Source organism: Serratia sp. CoH_122_TC_1 (assembly GCF_058191755.1).
This window is the reverse complement of the sequence record NZ_JBXWLA010000002.1, coordinates 115968-139756: the sequence shown is the minus strand read 5'-3', so window position 1 is coordinate 139756 and position 23789 is coordinate 115968. Positions and strand designations below refer to the sequence as shown.

The window sequence follows — 23789 nt, the reverse complement described above, 5'->3', positions numbered from 1 at the left end:
CTGATTGCGCGTTTATTGTCGGGCGCTCAATTTACATGCTGACAATGCTGTTCGTTCGATAAGGTTTTATGTTCGTCCAGCTATGCAGCATTGCGCGTGATCCACGTAATCTCCTCCCTGAATTTTACTGACACCGAGGAGAATGACTAATGAAACGCTTTGAAAATAAAGTAGCCCTGGTTACAGGCAGTTCAAAGGGAATTGGCGCAGCGATTGCTAAACGCCTGGCGGCAGAAGGCGCCGTTGTTTTCATTAACTATTCCCGTGGGCAAGACGATGCCAATAGGTTGGTTAAAGCGATCAATGAGCAAGGCGGCGTCGCTTTCCCGTTGCAGGCTAACGTCGGTATTGAAGCCGAAGTTAACGGGTTGATTCAAGAAATTGTCGAGCAATATGGCCGGTTAGACGTATTGGTCAATAATGCCGGGGTTTATGCGACGAACAGTCTGGAAGCGTTCAGCGATAGCGAATATGAGAGACATTTTAATCTGAATGTGAAAGGGCTGATTTATTGCTGCAAGGCGGCGGTTGCCGCTATGCCTGAATCTGGCGGCAGCATCGTCAATATTAGCTCTAGCGTAACTTCGTTTACGCCAGCCAATTCGCTGGTGTATACCGCGTCAAAAGCTGCGGTGGATTCAATCACCAAGACATTGGCTAATGAACTCGGTGGGCGAAATATTCGAGTCAATGCGGTCAATCCGGGGCTGGTTATAACCGAAGGTGTGCATGACAGCGGCTTCTTTGACACCGGGTTTAAAACGCACATTGAGTCAATTACGCCGCTGGGCCGGATTGGCACGCCTGAGGACATTGCGCCGGCCGTGGCTTATCTCGCGTCGGATGAGGCGGGTTGGGTGACGGGTGAGAACCTGATCGTCGGCGGCGGCTTACATTAATGCTTGTTGGAATGAATATGAAATTGAATAAAGCCTACGGGCCCCTGATTAACAACGTATTTGAGCTGGATGGCGCAGACATCCATCCTGTCATTTCGCCCTCGACTGGAGAACGTCTGGCGGATTTGCACTACTGCAACGAACAGGATGTTGAACGCGCCGTCCTGGCGGCACAAGCCGCTTTCACAGCATGGAAAGCGTTAGGGCAACAGGCCCGCGCACGCCTGGTGCTGCAACTGGCGGATATGCTGGAAAGCGACATGGAAAGAATGGCACACATCGACGCGCAGGATGTGGGCCGTTGTATCAGTGAAGTCCGCCGTGATTACCAAACGGCGGTCAGGCACTATCGCTATTTTGCTTCGGTGATCATGGGGCATGAGGACACCGGAAGGGGGATTGCAGATGGCTACAGCCTGGCGAAGCGCGAGCCGCTTGGCGTGTGTGGACAGATTATTCCCTGGAATGCACCGGCCATTATGGCGGCATTCAAATTGGCACCGGCGTTGGTGACCGGTAATACGGTGGTGCTGAAGGCCGATGAAAACGCTTCGCTTTCGACCCTGGAACTGGGAAAGATGATTGCCAAGATTTTCCCCGCTGGCGTCGTCAACATCATTACCGGGTTGGGGAGCGTGGCGGGTGCGGCGCTCACCGGCAATAAAAAGGTGCGCAAGCTGTCTTTCACCGGCAGCACGGAAGTGGGCAAGCTGGTCGCCAAGGCGGCGGCTGAACGGCTGGTGCCTGTCACGCTGGAACTGGGCGGCAAGAGCCCCAATATTGTGTTCCCTGATATCAGCGATATTGATGCGGTGGTGGATAACGTGACGTTCGCCGCCATCCACAATAACGGGCAGTCCTGCCTAGCGGGAACACGGCTGTTCGTTCATGCAGATATTTACGACAGTTTCTGTGCCAAGCTGGTGGCGTCTTTTGAACGCGTTCGCATAGGTTCGCCTTTAGAGGAGCACTCTCGCGTCAGCTGCCTGGTTTCTGAAAAACAGGGCAAGCGGGTGCTCGCTTATATACAAACGGGCCTTGATGAGGGCGCAACGTTGCTAACCGGTGGGAAACGCCGCATCGTAGCCGGTTGCGAGCAAGGGTACTTCATCGAACCTACGATTTTTTCTGCGCAAAATACGATGCGTATTTGCCAGGAGGAAATTTTTGGACCGGTACTGACGTTGATCAAATGGTCTGATTACGAAGAGATGATCGCGCAGGCTAACGATAGCGAATATGGCCTGGCATCAGGGATCTACACTACCAGTCTGAAAAACGCCATGGATACCGCCGACAGGCTGGAAGCGGGCTCCGTTTGGATTAACCGTTATTCAAATATTACCGATGGCACCGCCTTCGGCGGCTACAAGAACAGCGGGATTGGTCGAGAGTTTTGCAAAGAAACGCTCAATGCCTACACGCAAATTAAAACAATAACGTTGCAGACGGATCTCCCCGCTGTCTGGTTTGCAGAAAAAGCATAACAGCATAAGAAATGCACAGGGATGTGCCGCCGTTGGTTCGTCAGGGAGCATGGTTACTGATGTAGCTTCTTGGCGATTCCCCCATGCTTTTTTTGAACGCGGTGCTAAACGCGCTTTCCGATTCGTATCCCAGATCAAATGCGATTTGGGATATTTTTTCTTTATTGGTCACCATTCGCTCGATGGCCAGGCTAAACCGCCAGACGCGGATATACTCGTTGACGCTATAGCCGGCCAGCCTTCTGAACTTTGTGGTAAAGGCGGTGCGTGACATGCCGGCAACTTTGGCGAGATCATCCAGACGCCATTTCTTTCCCGGCTGATCGTGTATGCAGGTCAGTGCAAGTCCGATATTTTTGTCAGCCATCGCATAAAACCAACCCTCGCCACGGCCAAGCGCGCCTGAGGACAACAGCACTCTCAACGCCTGCGTAAAAATGATTTGTAAAAGATGTTCTGTGATTAACTCTGCACCGGGGCCCGGTTTTTCTATCTCCGATGACAGTCGGGTCAAGAAATCCTTAATGCCCTCGTTTTCTTCTCTTTGCGTTTTGATCACTATGGGTTCAGGAAGACTGGTGATAAAGCGGAAGGTGTCGTTGATTTGGAATACGAATCGACAACCCACAAATGAGAAAGCGTTCCCTCCATTGGTAAAGTAAGAGGATCTGTCCTTCATCACGTGGATTTTTCTTATATCAATAGACGGGGCATTGGCGTTATCGAAAATACTGAATTCTCGTCCGCTTGATAAAATCAGCACATCGCCTTGGTCAATTTGATAAGTGGCTGTATCCCCATCCATTTTGATGAAAAACGAGCCGCTCTTGGCAATGTAGATCTTCATGCCGGAATATTCTGGAAACAGCGCTTTGGTATTGATAGCCATGTCAAAAGTGACAATTTTCTGACTGCTTATTTTCAGCCTGGAAACAATATCGGATAACGGATCCATCATTACCTGCTCTGATAAAATTTATTATTGGAATAATAGCTATTTTGGACATGTCTGTACATACCGCCCTGCGGCTGTCGTGGGTGAATACATGGTGTGTGTTGGCTGCCGTCTTTCAATAGGCTATTTGGCTTTAATGTCCGAATGATAAGAAAAAAAGTACGGGGGCGAAAGTTCACGATCTTGCAGGGTGCTACCCTTTGGGTTTTCAATGACGGTGGTATTATGACTTACTCTCAGATAACCCGAGGCCATAAGGGCATATTGGCGGCGCTAACGGCCGCTTTGTTTTTTATCTTATTGAACAGTGGCTCTCCTACGCCGTTATATCCATTATATAAAGAAACCTTTGAACTGCGTAATATCGACCTGACATTCATTTTTTCTTCATACGGGTTTGGCGTGCTGCTGGCACTGTTTCTATCACGGAAGCTCAACATAACCGGTAAAAATGCCAAATTGATGCTGGTTGCCTCGCTGATGGTTGTGGTGGTGCCAACGCTGTGCTTTTCATTTGCCGGTTCGTTACACGCGCTCTGCGCTTTCAGGTTTATTTCCGGTTTGGGTGCTGGAATGGTGACGGCGATAATTAACACGCTGTTGATTAAGTTCAGCCAGGGTGACAGTGCAAAACGCGCCGCACAACTGGGCAGTTTGGCGTTGGTGACCGGTCTGGCGTTGGGGCCGATGATCAGCAGCGTTTATTCTCAGCTGGCGTTTTATCCCCTTGCATCGCCGTCGGTGACCATCGCCACGCTTGTTTCTTTATCCGCTCTCGCCATCGTTATTTTTTGGCCGAAGCATACGCCACCGAGCGCCAGTGCAGAGGGGGCGAAAGCAACAGAAAATAATGACGCTGACTTTAGTAAAACCCGCTTTTACCTGCTTGCGTTGTGTGTATTCATCTCTTGGTCCTATGCCGCATTAATCCTTTCTCTGGGGCCGACGACGGCAATTGATGTGTTCGGGCTTCAGTCATCCGCTTACTTTGGCTATATCGCCACGAGTTATTTGTTGGTTGCCGGCGTGGTGCAGTTGACGCTCCCGCGTTTTTTGAAGCCTGAGTTCTCTTTGATACTGGGGCTGATTGCGCAAGTTTTCTCGATGGTGATTATGACTATGGCTTTGGAGGACGGCTCTGTTTTGAGTGCTGCAATCAGCCTGGCGTTGTCCGGCTTTTCGTGTGGCGCGGTTTTTGTGGGGGGCGCCATTTTGGTGAATAAAATGTCTTTGGCGGCGCCGGATTGGCATGCGGTATCAAAGTTTTACTTTATCGTTTATTTGTTCAATGCCACGCCTTTGGCCGCAGGTTGGCTGGCGGATAAAATGGGTGTTTTTAGCGCGTTATTAGCCTCTATTTTCCTTTTTATGGCGATATATGCCGTGTTTTCCGTACTCGCATTGTGGCTGCTTTTATTGAGAAAGGCATGACATGTTCAAGAGCTGATACCCGGTGTTTGCGGATATTGTCAGGCGATATGAAAAGAAAAAACCACGCCGGAGCGTGGTTTTTTGAGTTTGAGGCTGGGGCTTAGACGTTGAACAAGAAGTTCATCACGTCGCCATCTTTAACGATGTAGTCTTTACCTTCTGAACGCATCTTGCCGGCTTCTTTGGCACCTTGCTCACCCTTGTAGGTGATGAAGTCTTCAAAAGCGATAGTCTGTGCGCGGATAAAGCCTTTCTCGAAGTCGGTGTGGATCTTGCCGGCTGCCTGCGGTGCGGTGGCGCCAACAGGGATGGTCCAGGCACGAACTTCTTTTACACCGGCGGTAAAGTAGGTTTGCAGGTTCAGTAGCTCGTAGCCGGCACGGATCACGCGGTTCAGGCCCGGCTCTTCCAGGCCCAGTTCGGCCATGAATTCTGCGCGGTCTTCGTCTTCCAGTTCGGCGATGTCTGACTCTACTGCGGCGCATACGGCAACCACTACCGAGCCTTCGCCCGCCGCGATTTCACGCACTTTATCCAGGTATGGGTTGTTCTCGAAGCCGTCTTCGTTGACGTTGGCGATGTACATGGTTGGTTTCAGCGTCAGGAAGCTCAGGTAGCGGATCGCTGCCTTATCTTCTTCGGACAGATCCAGCGCACGCAGCATACCGGCGTTTTCCAACTGTGGCAGGCATTTCTCCAGTGCGGCCAGTTCGGCTTTCGCGTCTTTGTCGCCGCCTTTCGCCTTTTTCTGCACGCGGTGAATAGCACGTTCGCACGTGTCGAGATCCGACAGTGCCAGTTCGGTGTTGATGACGTCGATGTCATCGGCCGGGTCAACTTTGTTGTTTACGTGAATGATGTTGTCATTTTCAAAGCAACGAACCACATGGCCGATCGCTTCGGTTTCACGGATGTTGGTCAGGAACTGGTTACCCAGGCCTTCACCTTTGGACGCACCTTTAACCAGGCCCGCGATGTCAACGAATTCCATGGTGGTTGGCAGAATGCGCTGAGGCTTAACGATCTCGGCCAGCTGGTCCAGACGCGGATCGGGCATCGGTACCACACCGGTGTTAGGTTCAATGGTACAGAACGGGAAGTTGGCTGCTTCGATACCCGCTTTGGTCAACGCGTTGAACAGGGTGGATTTGCCTACGTTAGGCAGGCCGACGATACCGCATTTGAATCCCATGTTGTTCTCACCTTAAATATCTTAACTATCAGCCGGTTAGGTTTAACCCACTGCATAAAGGACGAAATAATGGCGCCATTATACACGTAATGACCGTTTTTCTCGATCTGGCTGTGTATCACAGGAAAATGGGGTGATGCGGCCGGTGAGTGATTGACGTTCGACTATGCCTGGCCTGTTTTTTTAACCGGCAATCAGCCTTAACAGGGGCCTGTCATAGGTTGTGTTGGCGGTGCCAAGCGGGTTCCGCCTTGTTGATGGGCCTTGATTTGCCAAAATTGGAATTGCGGAATGCGGTGTTTCCTGAGCATTGGCCTATTAGCGTGCTTTGTTGCATTTATCGTTGGCCCGTGGTTTTGCAATCACCGAATACAGCTTACACATAACATTTATGAGAGTCGTTGGACGTTTTTCGTTATCTAATCAAGTTGTTTTTTAATTATTAAATATCGCCTGCGGTGTTATTTTAAATTGAATTTTTTAATTTTTCTTGGTCAGTTATCTTGATTTTCATATCACGAATGAGTTCTGTATTTTTATATTGCCGCTGTTGCCATTATTACTGTCGTCATTTTCTTATTCATTTCCGTTGAAAGTTAGAGGGTGGGTGATGAATGTGAATCTATTGGCTGCCTCAGAGGGTCCTTTCTGCACGCCTGAACCCCAGGATGAAGGTAAGAGTGCGATTTGGCTTGAGAATTCAGTTGGCCGTTTTCATCAGCACATGCAATTCAATGGGCCGCAAAATGGACGACGCCATGGCGTTTTTTTCGCGAACGGGCGGTGAAGTGCGGCAACCCAGTCGGTTTTTATTGAGATTTAGATCACATTTACACATACTGACACTTCTGATTAACCTACAGGAAACGTGTCGGATGTACTTCTTGCCCAGTCCACCCTGAGTTGCTCCCTCCTGAGGTTAGCCGCGCCATGCGGTACTGCTTCCCGTGCTGCGGGAATGTGTTTTATCTGTCAGAAGTGATTATTCCATGTTTAACCTGAACAATTTCAGGCTGTCAGCCGTCAAGAACGAGGTTCTGGCGGGCTTTGTCGTGGCAGTTTCAATGATACCTGAGGCGGTCGGCTTTTCACTGGTCGCCGGGCTTTCCCCCATCGTCGGATTGCACACCGCGTTTATTATCGGTCTGGTGACCGCACTGTTTGGTGGCAAGCCGGGCATGGTTTCGGGCGCAGCGGGTTCGATAGTGGTTGTATTGATGAGCCTGGCTGCACAACAGGGTATGGCCTATGTGTTGTGGGCGACGATTTTCGCCGGGGTTATCCAGATTCTGATCGGCGTGTTCCGTCTTGGTAAGTTTATACGGCTGGTGCCACTGCCTGCTATCCACGGCTTTGTGAATGGCCTGGCGATCGTCATCATGTTGGCACAATTGCATATGATTGCAGGGCAGGGGCTGCTGATGTACGGACTGGTGGCTCTGGCGATCCTGGTGGTGGTGTTATTCCCGCGGTTAACGCGGGTTATTCCAGCCTCGTTAGCGGCGCTGATTGTGGTTTCGGCTCTGGCTATTGGGTTTAACCTGCATACCCTGCGGGTGGGCGATCTGGCGGATATCTCCGGGGCGTTGCCGCATTTCAGCTTGCCGATGGCACCGTTCAACCTGGAAATGCTGAAAGTGGTATTGCCGTACGCTGTGGTTATCGCACTGGTGGGATTGATAGAATCGCTGCTAACCATGACAGTGCTTGATGAAATGGGCGGCAAGAAAGGCAATGGCAACCGTGAGAGTATCGCCCAAGGCGCAGGCAATGCGGTATGTGGCCTGTTTGGCTGTTTTGCCGGTTGCGCGATGATTGGTCAATCGATCATCAATTTCACCTCTGGCGGTCGCGGGCGCATTTCTGGTGCCGTCGGTGCGGTGCTGTTAATCCTTTTTGTCGTCAGCCTGTCGGGCTATATCGGCCTGTTGCCGGTAGCGGCACTGGCCGGAGTGATGCTGGTGGTGTGCTACAACACCTTTGAATGGAGCTCGCTGCGCCGCTTACGCCGAATGCCGAAAGCGGATGCGTTGGTGATGCTATTGGTCACCCTGATTACTATCTTTACCGATCTGGCGATGGCGGTGATCAGTGGGGTGATTATCTCGGCGTTGGTGTTTGCCTGGCAGCAGGCGCGTATTCGTGTGCGTCAGCATCAGGTGGAAGGCGAGGTTGCGGTATATCAGTTGGACGGTCCGCTGTTCTTTGGTTCCACAGCGGCCTTTGCCGAACTGTTCGAACCCAAAAACGACCCGCAAAATGTGGTGTTGGATTTTGCCGGTACCCGAGTGATGGATTCCAGCGGGGTGGAGGCGATTGATAAGCTGACGGCACGCTATTTGGCGGCGGGGAAATCGATTCGGCTACGTCATTTGAGCAGCGACTGCGTACGCCTGTTGAAACAAGCTGGCCCGTTTTGCAGCCACGAACTGGACGATCCCCAATATTACGTGGCTGAGGAAGGTTACCAAACCGATGACGCGAATGTTGGCGAAGAAACCTTCAAATTGAGAACCTAACGCAGCCAGCAGCGGGCGCGATGCCCGCTGCAATTGTTCACTATCAGGCCTGCGCCTTGAAGCTGTGCAAGCGGCGAACGGTTTTTTCCAATCCGTCCGTCAGCAAGAGCTCGGTGCAACGCGCCGCTTCATCGATCGCTTCATCAATCATTTTTTGCTCGCTGGCCGGTGGCTTGCCAAGCACGAAACCCACCACTTTGTTTTTATCGCCCGGGTGACCAATACCGATGCGCAGGCGGTAGAAATTCGGGTTATTGCCAAACTTGTTCTGAATATCCTTCAGTCCGTTATGGCCGCCGTTGCCACCACCCAGTTTGATTTTTGCGACACCGGGTGGAATATCCAATTCATCATGCGCCACCAGGATTTCGTCTGGCTCAATGCGGTAGAAATTGGCCATGGCCAGCACAGCTTTGCCGCTGAGGTTCATAAAGGTGGTGGGCACCAGCAGGCGTACGTCATTGCCCGCCAGATTCAGACGGGCGGTGTAGCCGAAGAATTTGCTCTCTTCCTTCAACTGCTGATTATGGCGCTGGGCCAGTAAATCGACGTACCAGGCACCGGCATTGTGGCGCGTCTGGGCATATTCAGCGCCTGGATTCGCCAGGCCGACTATCAATTTAATACTGCTCACTGGGGGATTCGCTTTGATCGACTTATTGGAAAGGGCATTAGTCTACCTGTCCACACACCGAATGACAAAATCCTGATGCATACTCAGCACCGATGTACGGTTATCGCGAGAAGAAAGATTAATTCATTAGCGGAACCATTCAATTTGTTAGCTAATGACTCGTATAGGGTAAAGATTTGTCATGTTTTCTTTACCATTTGTGATCACTTCCTCAATCATCTTGCCGGGGCAGAGGCTATACTCAACTTATCAAAGTGGGTTAACCAGTTAATGAGTTATCCCAGTTGGCAAATGGCACTATGGAGGTGGCATATGAAACGCAGAAACGCGGACAGAATGGGCAACTTTTTTATGGGGCTGGGGCTGATCGTGATGGTCGGCGGCGTCGGATATACCATTGTTGCTGAAGTATCTCAGTTCAATTTACCGCAATTTTTCGCCCATGGCGCAATCATGAGTATTTTCGTGGGGGCGTTGCTATGGCTGGTCGGTGCCCGTATTGGCGGTCGTGAGCAGGTGGCTGATCGCTACTGGTGGGTAAAACACTTTGATAAACGTTGCCGTAACGATAATCATCGTCCGTCACATTGATTAAAAAGATAAAAGGGAGCTAGCATTAGGCAAAGGACACCTGCCACGCATTAAGGTCTAAGGTCATGTTCGACTACCCGTAGAAAACCCGTTGCTGCATATGCACCAACGGGTTTTTCTTTTTCTGCTGTCGGGCAACTCATCAAGACGATGCGGCAGGGTGCCGCACCGAAAAGAGAAGTGATTAATGCTCGAACATTGCAGAAATTGACTCTTCATTGCTGATACGGCGGATGGCTTCAGCCAGCATGCCAGACAGCGTCAGAGTACGTACGTTTTTCAGTGCTTTGATTTCTGGTGACAACGGAATGGTGTCGCAGACAATCACTTCATCGATCACCGAGTTGCGAATGTTTTCCACAGCGTTACCGGAGAAGATCGGGTGTGTCGCGTAGGCAAATACGCGCTTGGCACCGCGTTCTTTCAACGCTTCAGCTGCTTTACACAAGGTACCACCGGTGTCGATCATGTCGTCGACCAGCACGCAGTCACGGCCTGCCACGTCACCAATGATGTGCATCACCTGGGAAACGTTCGCACGTGGGCGGCGTTTATCGATGATAGCCATATCGGTATCGTTAAGCAGTTTGGCGATAGCGCGGGCGCGCACTACGCCACCGATATCTGGGGAAACCACGATTGGGTTTTCCAGATTCTGTTGCAGCATGTCTTCCAGCAGGATCGGGCTACCGAACACGTTATCTACCGGAACATCGAAGAAGCCTTGGATCTGTTCAGCGTGCAGATCCACCGTCAAAACGCGGTCAACCCCTACACTGGAGAGGAAATCGGCGACAACTTTGGCCGTGATTGGCACACGAGCAGAACGCACGCGGCGATCCTGGCGGGCATAACCGAAGTAAGGGATAACAGCAGTAATACGACCTGCGGAGGCGCGACGCAGGGCATCTACCATAACAACCAGTTCCATCAGGTTGTCGTTGGTAGGGGCACAGGTGGACTGGATGATGAAAATATCACCGCCGCGTACATTTTCGTTGATTTGCACGCTCACTTCGCCGTCGCTAAAACGACCTACAGCGGCGTCACCAAGGCTGGTGTACAAACGGTTGGCAATACGTTGTGCTAGTTCCGGGGTGGCGTTACCAGCAAAAAGCTTCATATCAGGCACGAGAAGAACCTCAGGCATGCGTCCAGAGAAGATATTGTCATTCGGCCTCCGCTAAGGGGCAGTTAGCGACGCCGGCGCAATATCATACGGGTGTGTAAAAAAACAATTTGAACCGCAGCGGCGCAGGGATTACAGGGCCAGGTGTGAACGACTCTGCGCAGCGAAACGAGAACTACGGCTCAATCTGCCCGGAACGAATGCGATGTAGTGGAGAGACGTTAACGCCACGCGCTACAAAACCACGTATCCACTCCGGGGCTTGATTTAACACCTGACGGGCGGCGGTTTCTGTGTCGAATTCAGCAAACACACAAGCACCTGTGCCAGTCAGGCGTGACGGCGCGTATTCTAACAGCCAAGAAACAAGCTGTTCAACCTCGCGAAAACGTTTTCTTGCTATTGGTTCGCAATCATTTGCGTAAGTTGCCTGTAACAGCACATTTAACGGGCGAACCGGGGTGTCTCTTTTTAAATCGGCATCACCAAAAATGACGGGGGTAGGGATGCTGACGCCCGGATGGGCAACCAAATACCACTTTTCTTGCGGGTTCGCCGGTTGTAATTGTTCACCAATACCTTCGGCAAACGCGGCATGACCCCGAACGAAAACCGGCACATCGGCACCGAGGGTCAGCCCCAGTTCCGCTAATTGGTCATCGCTCAAGCCGCAGTGCCACAGTGCGTTCAACGCCACCAATACCGTGGCTGCATTGGAGGAGCCGCCGCCGAGCCCGCCCCCCATCGGCAGGCGTTTCTCGATGCTGATGTCGGCACCGCGCGGGGCGGTGTTCAGTTCGTGGCGATCGCAATACTGCTGCAATAACCGTGCAGCTCGGACGATCAGGTTTTGTTCGTCCGGCACGCCTTCGACAGGCGTCAGCAGGCGGATATGTTCATCCTGCCGCACGTCGATGGTCAGCGTGTCGCCGTAATCCAAAAATTGGAACAGCGTCTGCAGCAGGTGATAACCGTCGGCGCGTTGCCCAGTGATGTATAAAAACAAATTGAGTTTAGCGGGTGCTGGCCACTGACGGATCATTTGAGTGTCCAATTATCCATTTTCAGCTTGATGCGTTGGTCACCCTGTTTCAGCTCGAGGCGGCTTGGTAACTGTGGTGTGAGGCTGTTGTTGTAATCCTGGTAGTCCACGGTCCAGGTCTGGCTGCCTTGCTGGTAACTCAGCGAGTTCAAACGGTATTGGTCATCCAGCTTGAAGTCGTTGGCTTCACCTGGCAGACCGAGCATCCATTGGCGCAGGTTGTCCAGCGGAATGGCCATGCCGGTCAGTTTGCGGATCATCTCTTCGGCATTGTCACTGACATAGCGTTTGCCTTGGTTATCCGTCAACTGCACCACGTTTTTCTGTACGTTGAGATCAAGCTCAGTGCTGCCAAGCGGGTTGGTCAGCAGCAGGCGATAACGTTCAGGTGAATACTGTTGCCAGAAGAAACGAGCGTAGACTTTTTTCTGGTCTGACAGATAGGCAAAAGAGCCACGGGTCTGATACTGATCAAGCTGTTGCACCGCTTGTTCATGGGCTCGCCACTGCGGCGACGTTGGGCTGGTTGCCGGGCCTGACGGTTTGGTGGTGGTACAGGCAGCCAGCACCAGGCTGGCCAGCGGGATCAGGCGTAGCAAACTAACTTTGCGGATTGGCATAACTTTCTCTTGTCCTTTTGTCCTTACGGGCACGCACAGCGAAACCGTGGTATCACCGTTTACGCTAGCGGGGCGACAGCAACACGTCAATAATCATGCGCTATGAATGACGGCATAGAAGTATAAAATACTGTCAGTTTGCGCATTAAAACGAACAATGCAGGCTTTGAAAACGGTTTGCTTGCGCAAATCTGGTGCAGCCTACCATACCATCTTTCAAGTCTAGCTGGGCTGACTAGCGTCACTATACGATTTGTCTAAGTTAATTCCTAAAAAAAAGGAATCTATTAAGAAATACCTTAGTATTTAGTCTCGGTACGTGTGTTTTTATTTGCATGCAATTTGTTGTTTATTTTATGTTTTATCATTTTTTATCTTGTTTTTTTTAAAAATAAAAAATATTTTCATTGTTAACCCTCCCTCTTTCAAATGGCCCAATTAAATTTCTGTACTAATATTCCCATGGATATCTTTTTAGGGGTTTTCTGTGGAAATTTTGATTAAAAAAGAGCCGTCAAAACTCAAATGCCTTGATTCTGTTAGAGGGCTGGCTAGTTTGGTAGTGGTATTTTCTCATCTGTCACTTATCTACTTTATATACTTGCATAATTTTTCTGGTGATGTGATTCCTGCGGCATTTTCGGTACAGAGTTATATTCATAATTCCGTGTTTGGTTTTCTATTTTCTGGTTCTTCTGCAGTTTATGTTTTTTTTGTTATGAGTGGGATTGTATTGTCCCATAATATAGATAAGAAAAATGATGAGTATTATCTGTTAACGTCTTTTACGCGATATTTTAGATTAGCGATACCGGCCACTTTCTCTTGTTTGCTTATGTTTGCTGTTTTGTTCTTTATATCGGCAGCTCCGCAAAGCTCGCTAGGCATGAATGGCTGGTTGAGTCAATTTTTGACGTCTGACCCATCGTTAATTGGTGCTTTTTCTTATGGCGCTATCGGTTCATTTTTAGGATTTCCTGTTTGGGATGGGCACATATATAACCCCGTTTTATGGACGATGAAAATTGAGTTGATTGGTTCACTGTTTGTTTATGTGGCCTGTATTATTTTCAAACGGAATAAGTTCCTGTCACTGTCAATGTTTTTTTTTGCATCTGTGGCATTGGCACCTTTTAGTGTGCCAATTGCCTTGGGAATGCTTTGTTTCTTTTTTGGGTTTATCTATTCAGTTTTTAACATTAATTATAAGAATAACGCTCTCGGTTTCATTTCTTTGGTTGTAGGTTTATACTTTGCTGGTGTACATAATGATAGCGAAAGCTATACGCTGATAGTTAAAGTGTTACATCATCGTTCGTATCTTTTACTTAATTTTCTATCTGGGATTTTAATCGTCTATGGTGTGTTGACCAGTAGCTTAATTAGTCGTGTGCTGGAAAATAAATCGCTCATGTATTTAGGAAGGCTCTCGTTTCCTATTTATATCATTCATATCCCGGTGATTATACTAACCATTTATTTAACCCGCGACTTAGCAACGACATCAGTGGCAAGCATGTTATTTGTGTCGGCAACATCCGTAATAATCACGATTGTGTTGGCAAGGTTTGTAGTTCCGGTTGATGATTTTTCAATCAGTTTTTCGAAGGGCGTCTACAACAAGATCGCTGACCTGGGTATGATCAGAAAGATGAGTTAAATTTTACGAAGCTTTCTCAGCATTATGAGAGAGAGCTTCGCTGTTGCATGGTCGGAATTTTTTGATTTATCTCACTTGGGCGTTACTTTTAGTCCATAATTTCAGCACGACATCCCATGCGCTTATGCTTAGTTGTAGGGATCGTCATCATTATGGTGAGCATAATTTAAACGAATGTACGATAATTTTTTGTAATATCAATGCTATGGTCGATTGATGTCGTCTATTTCAGCGATTGAACGGAAGATGCGGTTGTGACTTTTATTGATCCCGCGCATCAAGTAGAATGCCGTTCAACGAGAACCCGTACCAAAAGAAGTATTACTCGAAGCAATGACCCTGCTGGCGTTAGGTATAAATCACAAAACCGCTCCGGTTTCTCTGCGTGAAAGGGTGACCTTCTCTCCAGAGTCAATCGAACAGGCGCTGACCAGCTTGCTCCAACAACCGTTGGTGCAGGGCGGTGTCGTGTTGTCTACCTGCAACCGTACCGAGCTTTACCTTAGCGTGGAACAACAGGAACATATTCACGAACAGCTGGTTGCCTGGCTGTGTGAGTACCACCATCTGCGCCCGGAAGAAGTGAGTAAAAGCCTGTATTGGCACCACGGTAATGACGCAGTTAGCCATTTGATGCGTGTGGCCAGTGGGCTGGATTCGTTGGTACTGGGTGAGCCACAGATCCTCGGGCAGGTAAAAAAAGCCTTTGCTGAATCACAACGCGGTCAGTCACTGTCCGGTGAGCTTGAACGTCTGTTCCAAAAATCCTTCTCTGTTGCCAAACGCGTGCGCACCGAAACTGAAATTGGTGCCAGTGCCGTATCCGTGGCTTTCGCCGCCTGTACTTTGGCACGACAAATCTTCGAATCGCTTGCTGAACTGAATGTGCTGCTTGTCGGCGCAGGCGAGACGATAGAGCTGGTGGCGCGTCATCTGCGCGAGCACAAAGTACGGCACATGATTATCGCTAACCGTACCCGCGAACGTGCCCAACTCTTGGCGGATGAAGTCGGCGCAGAAGTCATTACGCTGCCGGAGATCGACGAACGCTTGGCGGACGCCGACATTATTATCAGTTCTACCGCCAGCCCACTACCGATCATCGGTAAAGGGATGGTGGAGCGGGCGCTAAAAGCGCGCCGTAACCAGCCGATGCTGTTGGTGGATATTGCCGTACCTCGCGATATAGAACCCGAAGTGGGCAAGCTGGCTAACGCCTATTTGTACAGCGTGGACGATCTGCACGCCATCATTCAAAGCAATCTGGCGCAGCGCAAGGCCGCGGCAGTGCAGGCGGAGTCGATCGTTCAGCAGGAAAGCACCAACTTTATGGCCTGGCTGCGCTCACAGGGCGCGGTGGAAACCATCCGCGATTACCGTTCGCAGGCCGATCAGATCCGTGCAGAAATGGAAACCAAAGCCTTGGCTGCCATTGCGCAAGGCGCCGACGTGGAACAGGTTATTCACGAACTGGCCCACCGGCTGACCAACCGCCTTATTCATGCCCCTACCAAATCCCTCCAACAGGCCGCCGGCGATGGCGACGTGGAGCGGTTGCAATTATTACGCGACAGCCTCGGGCTGGATCAGCATTAGTTTTCTCTTTTAACAGGGTTTAATACCACGCATGAAGCCTTCTATTGTTGCCAAACTGGAAGCGTTACAAGAGCGCCATGAAGAAGTGCAGGCGCTGCTCGGCGATGCCGGCGTTATTGCCGACCAAGATCGGTTCCGCGCGTTATCGCGCGAATATGCACAGCTGACCGACGTTAGCCGCTGTTTCCTGGAATGGCGTCAGGTGCAGGACGACCTGGCAACGGCGGAAATGATGCTGGACGATCCTGAAATGCGCGAAATGGCGCAGGAAGAGCTGAAGCAGGCCAAGGCGGCGACGGAAGAGCTGGAGCAGCAGTTGCAACTGCTGCTCTTACCGAAAGATCCCGATGACGAGCGCGATTGCTTCCTGGAGGTCCGTGCCGGTACCGGCGGTGACGAAGCGGCGATCTTTGCCGGCGATCTGTTCCGTATGTACAGCCGTTATGCCGAAACGCGTCGCTGGCGCGTCGAGATCATGAGCGCCAACGAAGGTGAGCATGGCGGGTATAAAGAAGTGATTGCCAAGGTTTCTGGCGACGGCGTTTTCGGCCAATTGAAATTTGAATCAGGTGGTCACCGCGTGCAGCGTGTACCGGAAACCGAGTCGCAGGGGCGAATTCATACCTCTGCCTGTACCGTGGCTGTCATGCCGGCCGTGCCGGAAGCAGAACTGCCAGAGATCAACGCGGGCGATCTGAAAATCGACACCTTCCGTTCTTCTGGTGCCGGCGGCCAGCACGTTAACACCACCGACTCGGCAATCCGTATTACTCACTTGCCGACCGGCATTGTGGTGGAATGCCAAGATGAGCGTTCACAGCACAAAAACAAAGCCAAGGCGATGTCGGTGTTGGGCGCACGTATCCGTGCTGCCGAGATGGCCAAGCGTCAGCAGGCGGAAGCATCAACGCGCCGTAACCTGTTGGGTAGCGGCGACCGTTCCGATCGCAACCGGACCTACAACTTCCCTCAGGGGCGAGTGACCGACCACCGTATCAACCTGACGCTGTACCGTCTGGATGAGGTCATGGAAGGCAAGCTGGACATGTTGATCCAGCCGATTGTGCAGGAATACCAGGCCGACCAGCTTGCTGCGCTGTCCGCAGAGCCCGAGTAATGGATTATCAATCTTGGCTGAGGGCGGCGGTTGCCCGTCTGACGCAAAGTGAAAGCGCCCGGCGTGATGCCGAAATCCTATTGGGTTTCGTGACGGGCCGGGCCAGAACCTTCCTGATGGCGTTTGGTGAAACGCTGCTGACGCAGCAACAGCAGGAACAGTTGGAAAGGCTGCTGGTGCGCCGTGAACGCGGCGAGCCGGTGGCGTATCTGATCGGCGAGCGGGAGTTTTGGTCTCTGCCGCTGTCGGTATCCCCCGCGACCCTGATCCCTCGTCCAGACACCGAATGCTTGGTAGAACTGGCGTTGGAGCGTCTACCACCGTCCCCTTGCACCATCCTCGATCTCGGTACCGGCACTGGCGCCATTGCGCTGGCGTTGGCCAGCGAACGCCCGGACTGTAGCGTGACGGGCGTTGATTTGCAGCCTGAGGCGGTGGCGCTGGCACAGCATAATGCGCAGAAGCTGGCGATCGGCAATGTGCAATTTCTTCAAGGCAGTTGGTTTGCGCCCCTGACAGGCCAAACGTACGCTTTGATTGCCAGCAATCCTCCGTACATTGACGCAGCCGATCCACACCTGGCACAGGGCGACGTGCGTTTTGAGCCTAGCAGTGCGCTGGTCGCACAGCAGCATGGATTGGCAGATTTATCCGCTATTGTGCAACAGGCGCCACTGCATTTGCAGCCACAGGGCTGGCTTTTGCTGGAACATGGCTGGCAGCAAGGTGAGAGCGTACGAGCGCTGCTGCAGGCCGCCGGTTTTATTTCGATCGCCACGCGCCGTGATTACGGTGACAACGATCGGGTGACGTTTGGTCAATGGCCGCAGCAGTAACTGAAAACCAACAAAACGCTGGCCTCTGGCTTTCACGGTATTACCCGGCAGCAAGTTTCGATCGTTTCCTGATGTTGGCTCAGGCAAGTCACCGGGATGCGTGAATGTAGATAACAACGCCGCAGCGTGAAAGACGGCGGGTATAAGCACACAGCGAATAAATAAAAGGAAGCAATATGGCAGTCTACTCGGCGTTAAAACATCTGCATTTGTTGACGGTAACCATCAGTATTGTCTTGTTTGTATTGCGTTTCTTCTGGAAGTGGCGCAATTCGGCTATGATGAACAAGCGCTGGGTGAAGATAACACCGCACATAAATGATACGGTGTTGTTCGTCAGTGGCATTGCGTTGGTTGTGATGTTCAAGTTTTATCCGCTGTTGGGTATGGACTCATGGCTGACCGAAAAGGTGTTTGGCGTTATTATCTATATCCTGCTTGGCTACGTCGCATTGGGCAAAAAGACCAAAAGCCAGAGCCTGCGCACACTGGCGTTTGTGTTGGCGTTGGGTTGTTTGTACCTGATAATTAAACTTGCCACGACGAAAATACCGTTTCTGATGGGATACTTATGAGTAGCATTGCTGATTTTGAATTTAACACCTCGCTGCTGAGCGAGGGCGTGATCCTGGTATCGCAGTCCGTACGGCGTGATTTCCCCGTCGTCGAGGTCGAACGTAAGCTGCAACAGCTGGTCGACGACGCGCGAGCGGCGGTGCCGCAGGATCTCAGCCAGGAACAGCAACTGGACGCGCTCATTGAATTGTTCTTCAAAACCTGGGGTTTTGGTGGTGCCAGCGGCGTCTATCGTCTGTCTGACGCTATCTGGCTGGATAAAGTGCTGGAAGGACGGCAGGGGACGCCAGTTTCACTTGGCACCATTTTCCTGCATATTGCCGCGCACTTGGGTTTACCGCTGTTGCCGGTAATTTTCCCCACTCAGTTGATCCTGCGAGCAGACTGGCTGGATGACGAAATGTGGCTGATTAATCCGCTGAACGGCGAGACGCTGAACGAACACCAACTGGAAGTGTGGATCAAGGGCAACCTGGGTCTGGCCGCCGAGTTGGAAGACGACGATCTCGATGAGTCAGAAAACGTCATGGTGGTGCGTAAGATGCTCGATACGCTGAAAGCTGCCCTGATGGAAGAAAAACAGATGGAAATGGCGCTGCGCGCCAGCGAAACGGTGCTGTGCTTCGATCCTGATGATCCTTACGAAATTCGCGATCGCGGGCTGATTTACGCCCAATTGGAATGCAACCATATTGCCATTTCCGATCTTAACTATTTTGTCGAACAGTGTCCTGAAGATCCGGTCAGCGAAGTGATCAAAATACAGATCCACTCGATTGAACCGAAACAGGTTACGCTGCATTAATTCATTTGATTTAACATCAACAAAGGCGAAAGCATGAAACAGAAAGTGGTTAGCATTGGTGACATCAACGTAGCGAACGATCTGCCGTTTGTGCTGTTTGGCGGTATGAATGTGTTGGAATCGCGCGATCTGGCGATGCGCATCTGCGAACACTACGTCACCGTGACGCAAAAACTGGGTATCCCTTACGTTTTCAAAGCCTCTTTTGATAAAGCCAACCGTTCTTCTATCCATTCGTACCGCGGTCCGGGTCTGGAAGAAGGGATGAAAATCTTCGAAGAAATCAAAAAAACCTTCGGCGTGAAAACCATCACTGACGTGCACGAAGCTTCACAAGCGCAGCCCGTGTCCGAAGTCGTTGACGTTATCCAGTTGCCCGCTTTCCTGGCTCGCCAGACCGACCTGGTGGAAGCAATGGCCAAGACCGGCGCAGTGATCAACGTCAAGAAGCCACAGTTCGTTAGCCCTGGGCAAATGGGTAATATCGTCGACAAGTTCAAGGAAGGCGGTAACGATCGGGTGATCTTGTGTGATCGCGGCAGTAACTTTGGCTACGATAACCTGGTTGTCGACATGCTGGGCATCAACGTAATGAAAAACGTGACCGGTGGTCATCCGGTGATCTTTGACGTCACCCATGCGCTGCAAACGCGTGATCCGTTTGGCGCAGCTTCCGGCGGCCGTCGTGCGCAGGTTGCCGAGTTGGCGCGTGCGGGTATGGCGGTTGGCTTGGCGGGGCTGTTCATTGAAGCGCACCCAGAGCCAAACAGTGCCAAGTGTGATGGCCCGTCGGCATTGCCGCTGGACAAGCTGGAGCCGTTCCTGGTGCAGATGAAAGCCATCGACGAGCTGGTGAAGAGCTTCCCAGAGCTGGATACCAGCAACTAAACGTGCTCTTTGCAGGGGCGTAGCTGCTGCGCCCGCTATGGTTTAAAGCCCGACTTGTCGGGCTTTTTGTTTTGTTAGGCTACGTGTGACGCCAATGCTTCAGGTAGCGTTGCGTAGAAATGCAGTCTCCCCTCAATGGGTTGTACCCGCGCCCGCGCCAGCGTTTTCAATGGTTGGAAAGGCATGTCGGTGATCGCCAACTGCTTGCCTGGCGGCAGGGCCTCGATAAAGCGCTGTAGGGCATCCAGGCCACCGGCGTCCAGCACCGGTACGGCATCCCACTGCAACACAATCACGTCATAGCTTTCGCTGCGCACCAGGAGTTCATTAAAAATGCGCTCGGCGGCGGCGAAGAACAACGGGCCATTTACGCGCAGCACCAGGCGGCCGTTTTCGGCGCTCAGTTCGCTCAGGCGGGTCATGCGTGCAATACGTCGCATAAACAGCAGGGAAGCCAGCACTATGCCTACGGTGATGGCAATCACCATGTCAAACAGTACGGTCAGTGACATGCACAGCAGCATCACCAGAATGTCATCTTTCGGTGCCCGTCGAAGCAGATAAACGACCTTATGCGCCTCGCTCATGTTCCAGGCGACCATCAGCAGCAGTGATGCCATGGCGGCCAGTGGCAGCCAGGAAAGCCAGGGTGCCAGCACCAGCAGTGCCAGCAACACCAGCAGCGCATGGATAATGGCAGATACCGGCGAGGTGGCACCTGCGCGCACGTTGGCCGCAGACCGCGCGATGGCGGCGGTTGCGGTAATGCCACCAAAGAAGGGGGCGATGATATTGCCGGCACCCTGACCAATCAATTCGGTATTGGAGTTGTGTTTCTTACCGGTCATACCGTCCAGCACGACGGCGCACAATAAGGACTCAATGGCGCCCAACATGGCCATAGAAAATGCCGCTGGCAGCAGAGCGGAGATGGTTTGCCAGCTTAGGGCCATGGGGTTGCCGTCGCCCGCAGGCAGATCCCAGGGGAGCATCAACTGCGGCAGGATAGGTGGGATGCCCTGGCCCTGAGTACCGTCGGCCAACAGGTAGCTGAAACGTGAGCCGATAGTGGCTACGGGGTGGTCAAACATCGCCAAAACACCCATGACTGCCGTACCTGCCAGCAGGGCCGGCAGATGGCCGGGTACCCGCAGACCGAGTTTCGGCCAGAAGATCAGGATAAGCAGGGTCACTGCACCGATCAGCGTATCGCCAAGGTCCAACGTAGGCAACGCCTGCAACAGGGCGTAAACCTTACCCACATAGTGTTCAGGTACCACGGCCAAGTGCAGACCGAAGAAATCCTTCACCTGCATCGTCGCAATGGTAATGGCGATACCGGAGGTAAAGCCCAGCGTCACGGACAGCGGTATATATTCAATTAACCGGCCGAAACGGGCTAATCCCATCAGCACCAAAAACAGGCCGGAAAGCAGCGTGGCGATTAACAACCCAGAGAGCCCGAACTGCTGGGATACGGGGTACAGGATCACCACAAAAGCGGCGGTAGGGCCGGACACGCTAAAGCGTGAACCGCCACTGATGGCGATCACAATCCCGGCGACGGCCGATGTGTAAAGCCCGTATTGAGGGGGGACGCCGCTGGCAATGGCCAGCGCCATCGCCAACGGGATGGCGATAATGCCGACAGTAACGCCGGCAATGGCGTCTTTAAGCAGGCGTTGCAGAGAGTAAGGTTCCCGCCAGCAGGCATCTACCAGCGCGCTGAACGGCCGGATGCCGTTAATTTCATGCGTTTTCATCTAAGGTGCAAACCAAGTCTATAAAAGAGAACGGAATGGCGGGCCAGAAAAGGTCCGTCTCGAATAGCTGATAGACACCATACGCCTGTTATGGCAATGATTCATAGATGTACATCAATGCCGTGCTAAAAATCGGAGTTATACTCTTTTAGAATGCCGATTAACACCCGATAGTAGACTGGCCGTGGCTTAAACGGCCAGTCTAAATTGAATAATGCTATTTTTACCCCTTAATGCACGGCGGGCAAGGATAACCCAAGAAAGCGGGCTAAGGTGCCAACCAGCAGATTATGGTCTTCCAGCTGTGGTGCGCCAGAAATGCTGATGGTACCGATGCAGCCGAGACCCGTTAAATTGACGGGGAAGGCACCGCCATGAACCGAATAGTCGCGAACACTCAGCCCGTATCGTTCTTCCAGTGTTGATTGCCGCTGCTGCAAACGCAGGCCAATAGCATAAGAGCTCTTGTGAAAATGGTTTACCACGTTGCGTTTACGCCGCACCCAGTCTGCAATATCAGGGGTAGTGCCAGGCATGGCATAGTAAAAGAGAGTCTGCCCCGCCAACTGGATTTCTATGGCGATCGACAGGCTGCGTTGTTCTGCGGCGGATTTCAGTGCGGAGCCCAATTCCCAGGCAGTATTATGATCAAAATGGTTAAAGGCTAACGCCGTTTCCTGTTCAGTAAGCGCGTGCAATTCATCATCAGTATTCATGGTTGTCACCCCCTCATTTGGTCGCTAACAGACTATCCTGAACCGGACGCAGGGGATAGATACCTTGGAAATAACATAGAACTGCTAATCTATTATTAATCTGTGTAATATCTCCGATGCTGAGCTGGATGAGACAGGGATTGGTTCTCAACATTTATTGTTTAATCACCCTGTTATTCTCGTGGAGCATAGCGAATATTTATGACTTACGTTGTGTCAATTCCCGCCTTGTATAGTGACGCCTGCATTACCTATGCCACACTGTCCATCAGCTATTTTGCTCTCAGCAAGAACGCCCCCTTTTCCTACCATTCCGAGCTGTGGAAACGCCTGCTTTTTGGCGTGCTGGCTGGCCTGGCGGTTTTTTTTCTCAATCAGGACAAGCTGGAGTTGGTCGGTGACGTGCATTACAGCTTCGCCATGATCCCGATGATATTAGTGACGTTTTATGGTGGTGCCGTCAGTGGGCTGGCCTGCTATCTGATGTCGCTGGTGTTGAGTGGGGGTTTTACCGTTGATAACCTGTTTATCGGCTCGATCATTCTTCCATTAATGCTGTCGCGCGTTTGGTTGAGAAAGACGAATCGGGTGTTCTATCTCACCATTTGCATCATTGCATTGTATCGCATCGCGGTAGTTTGGTTTTTTGTGGATATGTGGGAACGGTGGCCAGACGTATTGCTGTACCAGGCTATTTCTGCCCTGTGTTTGGCCATTTGCTACCATGCGATCAACTTCAAGGAACGGCACATTCATGCGTATTTCTCTATGCGTGATAAAGCCACCATCGACAGTCTTACTCATCTCAGTAACCGCGCCAGTGTGGACTACCGACTGATGTTACAACACATGGAGCGTCGTCCCTGTGGGTTGATGATCCTCGATTTGGATGATTTCAAACACATCAACGATACCTATGGCCATTTGGTTGGGGACATACTGTTGGCACGAGTGGGGGCGTTGTTAAAAAACAGCGTACGCAGCGACGATTTCGTCGGCCGTTATGGCGGTGAGGAGTTTATTGTTATTACGGCCAGCTACGATCCGGCGACGATTGGTGGGGTAGCGGAGCGTATCCGACGTAGCGTTGAGGCCACCGCGTTTGTACTGGACGACGGTGATGAGGCACACATCACGGTGTCTATCGGTGCGTCGTTGTATCTGCCCGGTATGGTGGTTGATAAAGCGATTGAGGTCACGGATGAAGCGCTGTATGACGCCAAACGCAGGGGGAAAAATCAGGTGGTGTGCAGCCGGCTGATGCAACTCTCACCGCTTGGTGCGGGTTTCCGCCACGAATGATCCCCTCCTGATATTCACAGGAGGGGAGTGA

21 protein-coding genes are annotated in these 23789 nt (G+C 51.6%); 13 read left to right on the top strand and 8 right to left on the bottom strand.

What is annotated here, in order from left to right:
- Positions 1 to 149 precede the first annotated feature (149 nt).
- Both AC2FC2_RS03205 and AC2FC2_RS03200 read left to right on the top strand, forming a co-directional pair.
- Complete coding sequence (locus tag AC2FC2_RS03205) at positions 150 to 899, top strand: SDR family NAD(P)-dependent oxidoreductase (protein WP_209632839.1); 750 nt, start codon at positions 150 to 152, stop codon at positions 897 to 899.
- A gap of 17 nt (positions 900 to 916) precedes the next feature.
- On the top strand, positions 917 to 2386 hold the full coding sequence (locus tag AC2FC2_RS03200) for an aldehyde dehydrogenase family protein (protein ID WP_490307665.1): 1470 nt from the start codon (positions 917 to 919) through the stop codon (positions 2384 to 2386).
- Positions 2387 to 2426: 40 nt separating this feature from the next.
- Here the strand turns inward: AC2FC2_RS03200 and AC2FC2_RS03195 are convergent, their stop codons facing one another.
- The gene (locus AC2FC2_RS03195) at positions 2427 to 3344 is read right to left on the bottom strand and encodes an AraC family transcriptional regulator (protein ID WP_490658711.1); all 918 of its coding nucleotides are present in this window, start codon (positions 3342 to 3344) and stop codon (positions 2427 to 2429) included.
- A 141-nt stretch (positions 3345 to 3485) separates the two neighbouring features.
- On the opposite strand from AC2FC2_RS03195, the gene AC2FC2_RS03190 reads away from it, so the two are divergent.
- Positions 3486 to 4772, top strand: a complete 1287-nt coding sequence (locus AC2FC2_RS03190) for an MFS transporter (RefSeq protein WP_490658710.1) — start codon at positions 3486 to 3488, stop codon at positions 4770 to 4772.
- Between the two features lie 100 nt (positions 4773 to 4872).
- Here AC2FC2_RS03190 and ychF read toward each other — a convergent pair whose 3' ends face one another.
- Positions 4873 to 5964, bottom strand: coding sequence for a redox-regulated ATPase YchF (gene ychF, locus AC2FC2_RS03185; protein WP_209632842.1), 1092 nt, complete (start codon positions 5962 to 5964; stop codon positions 4873 to 4875).
- 989 nt (positions 5965 to 6953) lie between these two features.
- On the opposite strand from ychF, the gene AC2FC2_RS03180 reads away from it, so the two are divergent.
- Positions 6954 to 8483 carry a SulP family inorganic anion transporter gene (locus tag AC2FC2_RS03180; RefSeq protein ID WP_209632843.1) on the top strand — a complete coding sequence of 510 codons (1530 nt, stop codon included), beginning with the start codon at positions 6954 to 6956 and terminating at the stop codon, positions 8481 to 8483.
- Between the two features lie 43 nt (positions 8484 to 8526).
- Here AC2FC2_RS03180 and pth read toward each other — a convergent pair whose 3' ends face one another.
- Positions 8527 to 9117 (bottom strand): aminoacyl-tRNA hydrolase, encoded by a 591-nt coding sequence (gene pth / locus AC2FC2_RS03175; protein WP_061807756.1) that lies wholly within the window; start codon positions 9115 to 9117, stop codon positions 8527 to 8529.
- A gap of 312 nt (positions 9118 to 9429) precedes the next feature.
- On the opposite strand from pth, the gene ychH reads away from it, so the two are divergent.
- Positions 9430 to 9708, top strand: coding sequence for a stress-induced protein YchH (gene ychH / locus AC2FC2_RS03170; RefSeq protein WP_037420452.1), 279 nt, complete (start codon positions 9430 to 9432; stop codon positions 9706 to 9708).
- A 184-nt stretch (positions 9709 to 9892) separates the two neighbouring features.
- On the opposite strand, the gene prs is transcribed toward ychH, so the two are convergent.
- The 3 genes from prs to lolB all read right to left on the bottom strand — a co-directional run bounded on the left by prs (position 9893) and on the right by lolB (position 12499).
- Positions 9893 to 10840, bottom strand: a complete 948-nt coding sequence (prs, locus tag AC2FC2_RS03165) for a ribose-phosphate diphosphokinase (protein ID WP_041414469.1) — start codon at positions 10838 to 10840, stop codon at positions 9893 to 9895.
- Positions 10841 to 11012: 172 nt separating this feature from the next.
- Complete coding sequence (ispE, locus tag AC2FC2_RS03160) at positions 11013 to 11879, bottom strand: 4-(cytidine 5'-diphospho)-2-C-methyl-D-erythritol kinase (protein WP_209632844.1); 867 nt, start codon at positions 11877 to 11879, stop codon at positions 11013 to 11015.
- Positions 11876 to 12499 carry a lipoprotein insertase outer membrane protein LolB gene (gene lolB, locus AC2FC2_RS03155; RefSeq protein WP_209632845.1) on the bottom strand — a complete coding sequence of 208 codons (624 nt, stop codon included), beginning with the start codon at positions 12497 to 12499 and terminating at the stop codon, positions 11876 to 11878. The genes ispE and lolB overlap by 4 nt, the downstream gene beginning before the upstream one ends.
- Before the next feature lie 487 nt (positions 12500 to 12986).
- Here lolB and AC2FC2_RS03150 point away from each other — a divergent pair, with 487 nt between their 5' ends.
- From AC2FC2_RS03150 to kdsA, 7 genes are all read left to right on the top strand, one after another.
- Positions 12987 to 14159 carry an acyltransferase family protein gene (locus AC2FC2_RS03150; protein WP_490658709.1) on the top strand — a complete coding sequence of 391 codons (1173 nt, stop codon included), beginning with the start codon at positions 12987 to 12989 and terminating at the stop codon, positions 14157 to 14159.
- Positions 14160 to 14492: 333 nt separating this feature from the next.
- Positions 14493 to 15755, top strand: a complete 1263-nt coding sequence (gene hemA / locus AC2FC2_RS03145; protein WP_209632846.1) for a glutamyl-tRNA reductase — start codon at positions 14493 to 14495, stop codon at positions 15753 to 15755.
- Between the two features lie 31 nt (positions 15756 to 15786).
- Positions 15787 to 16872, top strand: coding sequence for a peptide chain release factor 1 (gene prfA / locus AC2FC2_RS03140; protein WP_037420465.1), 1086 nt, complete (start codon positions 15787 to 15789; stop codon positions 16870 to 16872).
- On the top strand, positions 16872 to 17708 hold the full coding sequence (gene prmC / locus AC2FC2_RS03135) for a peptide chain release factor N(5)-glutamine methyltransferase (RefSeq protein WP_265556991.1): 837 nt from the start codon (positions 16872 to 16874) through the stop codon (positions 17706 to 17708). The genes prfA and prmC overlap by 1 nt, the downstream gene beginning before the upstream one ends.
- A 176-nt stretch (positions 17709 to 17884) precedes the next feature.
- Entirely contained in the window at positions 17885 to 18283 is a 399-nt protein-coding gene (locus tag AC2FC2_RS03130) for a SirB2 family protein (protein WP_490658708.1), read from the top strand.
- Positions 18280 to 19089, top strand: a complete 810-nt coding sequence (gene sirB1 / locus AC2FC2_RS03125) for an invasion regulator SirB1 (protein WP_490658707.1) — start codon at positions 18280 to 18282, stop codon at positions 19087 to 19089. The genes AC2FC2_RS03130 and sirB1 overlap by 4 nt, the downstream gene beginning before the upstream one ends.
- A gap of 33 nt (positions 19090 to 19122) precedes the next feature.
- Complete coding sequence (gene kdsA / locus AC2FC2_RS03120; protein WP_265556988.1) at positions 19123 to 19977, top strand: 3-deoxy-8-phosphooctulonate synthase; 855 nt, start codon at positions 19123 to 19125, stop codon at positions 19975 to 19977.
- 74 nt (positions 19978 to 20051) lie between these two features.
- Here the strand turns inward: kdsA and dauA are convergent, their stop codons facing one another.
- Both dauA and AC2FC2_RS03110 read right to left on the bottom strand, forming a co-directional pair.
- Complete coding sequence (dauA, locus tag AC2FC2_RS03115; RefSeq protein ID WP_490658706.1) at positions 20052 to 21740, bottom strand: C4-dicarboxylic acid transporter DauA; 1689 nt, start codon at positions 21738 to 21740, stop codon at positions 20052 to 20054.
- 230 nt (positions 21741 to 21970) lie between these two features.
- Positions 21971 to 22456: a heme-degrading domain-containing protein gene (locus AC2FC2_RS03110; protein ID WP_209632853.1), complete on the bottom strand. Its 486-nt coding sequence runs from the start codon at positions 22454 to 22456 to the stop codon at positions 21971 to 21973.
- A gap of 201 nt (positions 22457 to 22657) precedes the next feature.
- Between AC2FC2_RS03110 and AC2FC2_RS03105 the strand changes: the two genes are divergently transcribed.
- The gene (locus AC2FC2_RS03105) at positions 22658 to 23758 is read left to right on the top strand and encodes a GGDEF domain-containing protein (protein WP_490658705.1); all 1101 of its coding nucleotides are present in this window, start codon (positions 22658 to 22660) and stop codon (positions 23756 to 23758) included.
- Positions 23759 to 23789 lie beyond the last annotated feature (31 nt).

Excerpts from the sequence above, each read along its gene's own strand:
- AC2FC2_RS03205 (WP_209632839.1), top strand. The coding sequence starts at position 150 with ATGAAACGCTTTGAAAATAAAGTAGCCCTGGTTACAGGCAGTTCAAAG.
- AC2FC2_RS03200 (WP_490307665.1), top strand. The coding sequence starts at position 917 with ATGAAATTGAATAAAGCCTACGGGCCCCTGATTAACAACGTATTTGAG.
- AC2FC2_RS03195 (WP_490658711.1), bottom strand. The coding sequence starts at position 3,344 with ATGATGGATCCGTTATCCGATATTGTTTCCAGGCTGAAAATAAGCAGT.
- AC2FC2_RS03190 (WP_490658710.1), top strand. The coding sequence starts at position 3,486 with ATGATAAGAAAAAAAGTACGGGGGCGAAAGTTCACGATCTTGCAGGGT.
- ychF (WP_209632842.1), bottom strand. The coding sequence starts at position 5,964 with ATGGGATTCAAATGCGGTATCGTCGGCCTGCCTAACGTAGGCAAATCC.
- AC2FC2_RS03180 (WP_209632843.1), top strand. The coding sequence starts at position 6,954 with ATGTTTAACCTGAACAATTTCAGGCTGTCAGCCGTCAAGAACGAGGTT.
- ychH (WP_037420452.1), top strand. The coding sequence starts at position 9,430 with ATGAAACGCAGAAACGCGGACAGAATGGGCAACTTTTTTATGGGGCTG.
- ispE (WP_209632844.1), bottom strand. The coding sequence starts at position 11,879 with ATGATCCGTCAGTGGCCAGCACCCGCTAAACTCAATTTGTTTTTATAC.
- lolB (WP_209632845.1), bottom strand. The coding sequence starts at position 12,499 with ATGCCAATCCGCAAAGTTAGTTTGCTACGCCTGATCCCGCTGGCCAGC.
- hemA (WP_209632846.1), top strand. The coding sequence starts at position 14,493 with ATGACCCTGCTGGCGTTAGGTATAAATCACAAAACCGCTCCGGTTTCT.
- prfA (WP_037420465.1), top strand. The coding sequence starts at position 15,787 with ATGAAGCCTTCTATTGTTGCCAAACTGGAAGCGTTACAAGAGCGCCAT.
- prmC (WP_265556991.1), top strand. The coding sequence starts at position 16,872 with ATGGATTATCAATCTTGGCTGAGGGCGGCGGTTGCCCGTCTGACGCAA.
- AC2FC2_RS03130 (WP_490658708.1), top strand. The coding sequence starts at position 17,885 with ATGGCAGTCTACTCGGCGTTAAAACATCTGCATTTGTTGACGGTAACC.
- sirB1 (WP_490658707.1), top strand. The coding sequence starts at position 18,280 with ATGAGTAGCATTGCTGATTTTGAATTTAACACCTCGCTGCTGAGCGAG.
- kdsA (WP_265556988.1), top strand. The coding sequence starts at position 19,123 with ATGAAACAGAAAGTGGTTAGCATTGGTGACATCAACGTAGCGAACGAT.
- dauA (WP_490658706.1), bottom strand. The coding sequence starts at position 21,740 with ATGAAAACGCATGAAATTAACGGCATCCGGCCGTTCAGCGCGCTGGTA.
- AC2FC2_RS03110 (WP_209632853.1), bottom strand. The coding sequence starts at position 22,456 with ATGAATACTGATGATGAATTGCACGCGCTTACTGAACAGGAAACGGCG.
- AC2FC2_RS03105 (WP_490658705.1), top strand. The coding sequence starts at position 22,658 with ATGACTTACGTTGTGTCAATTCCCGCCTTGTATAGTGACGCCTGCATT.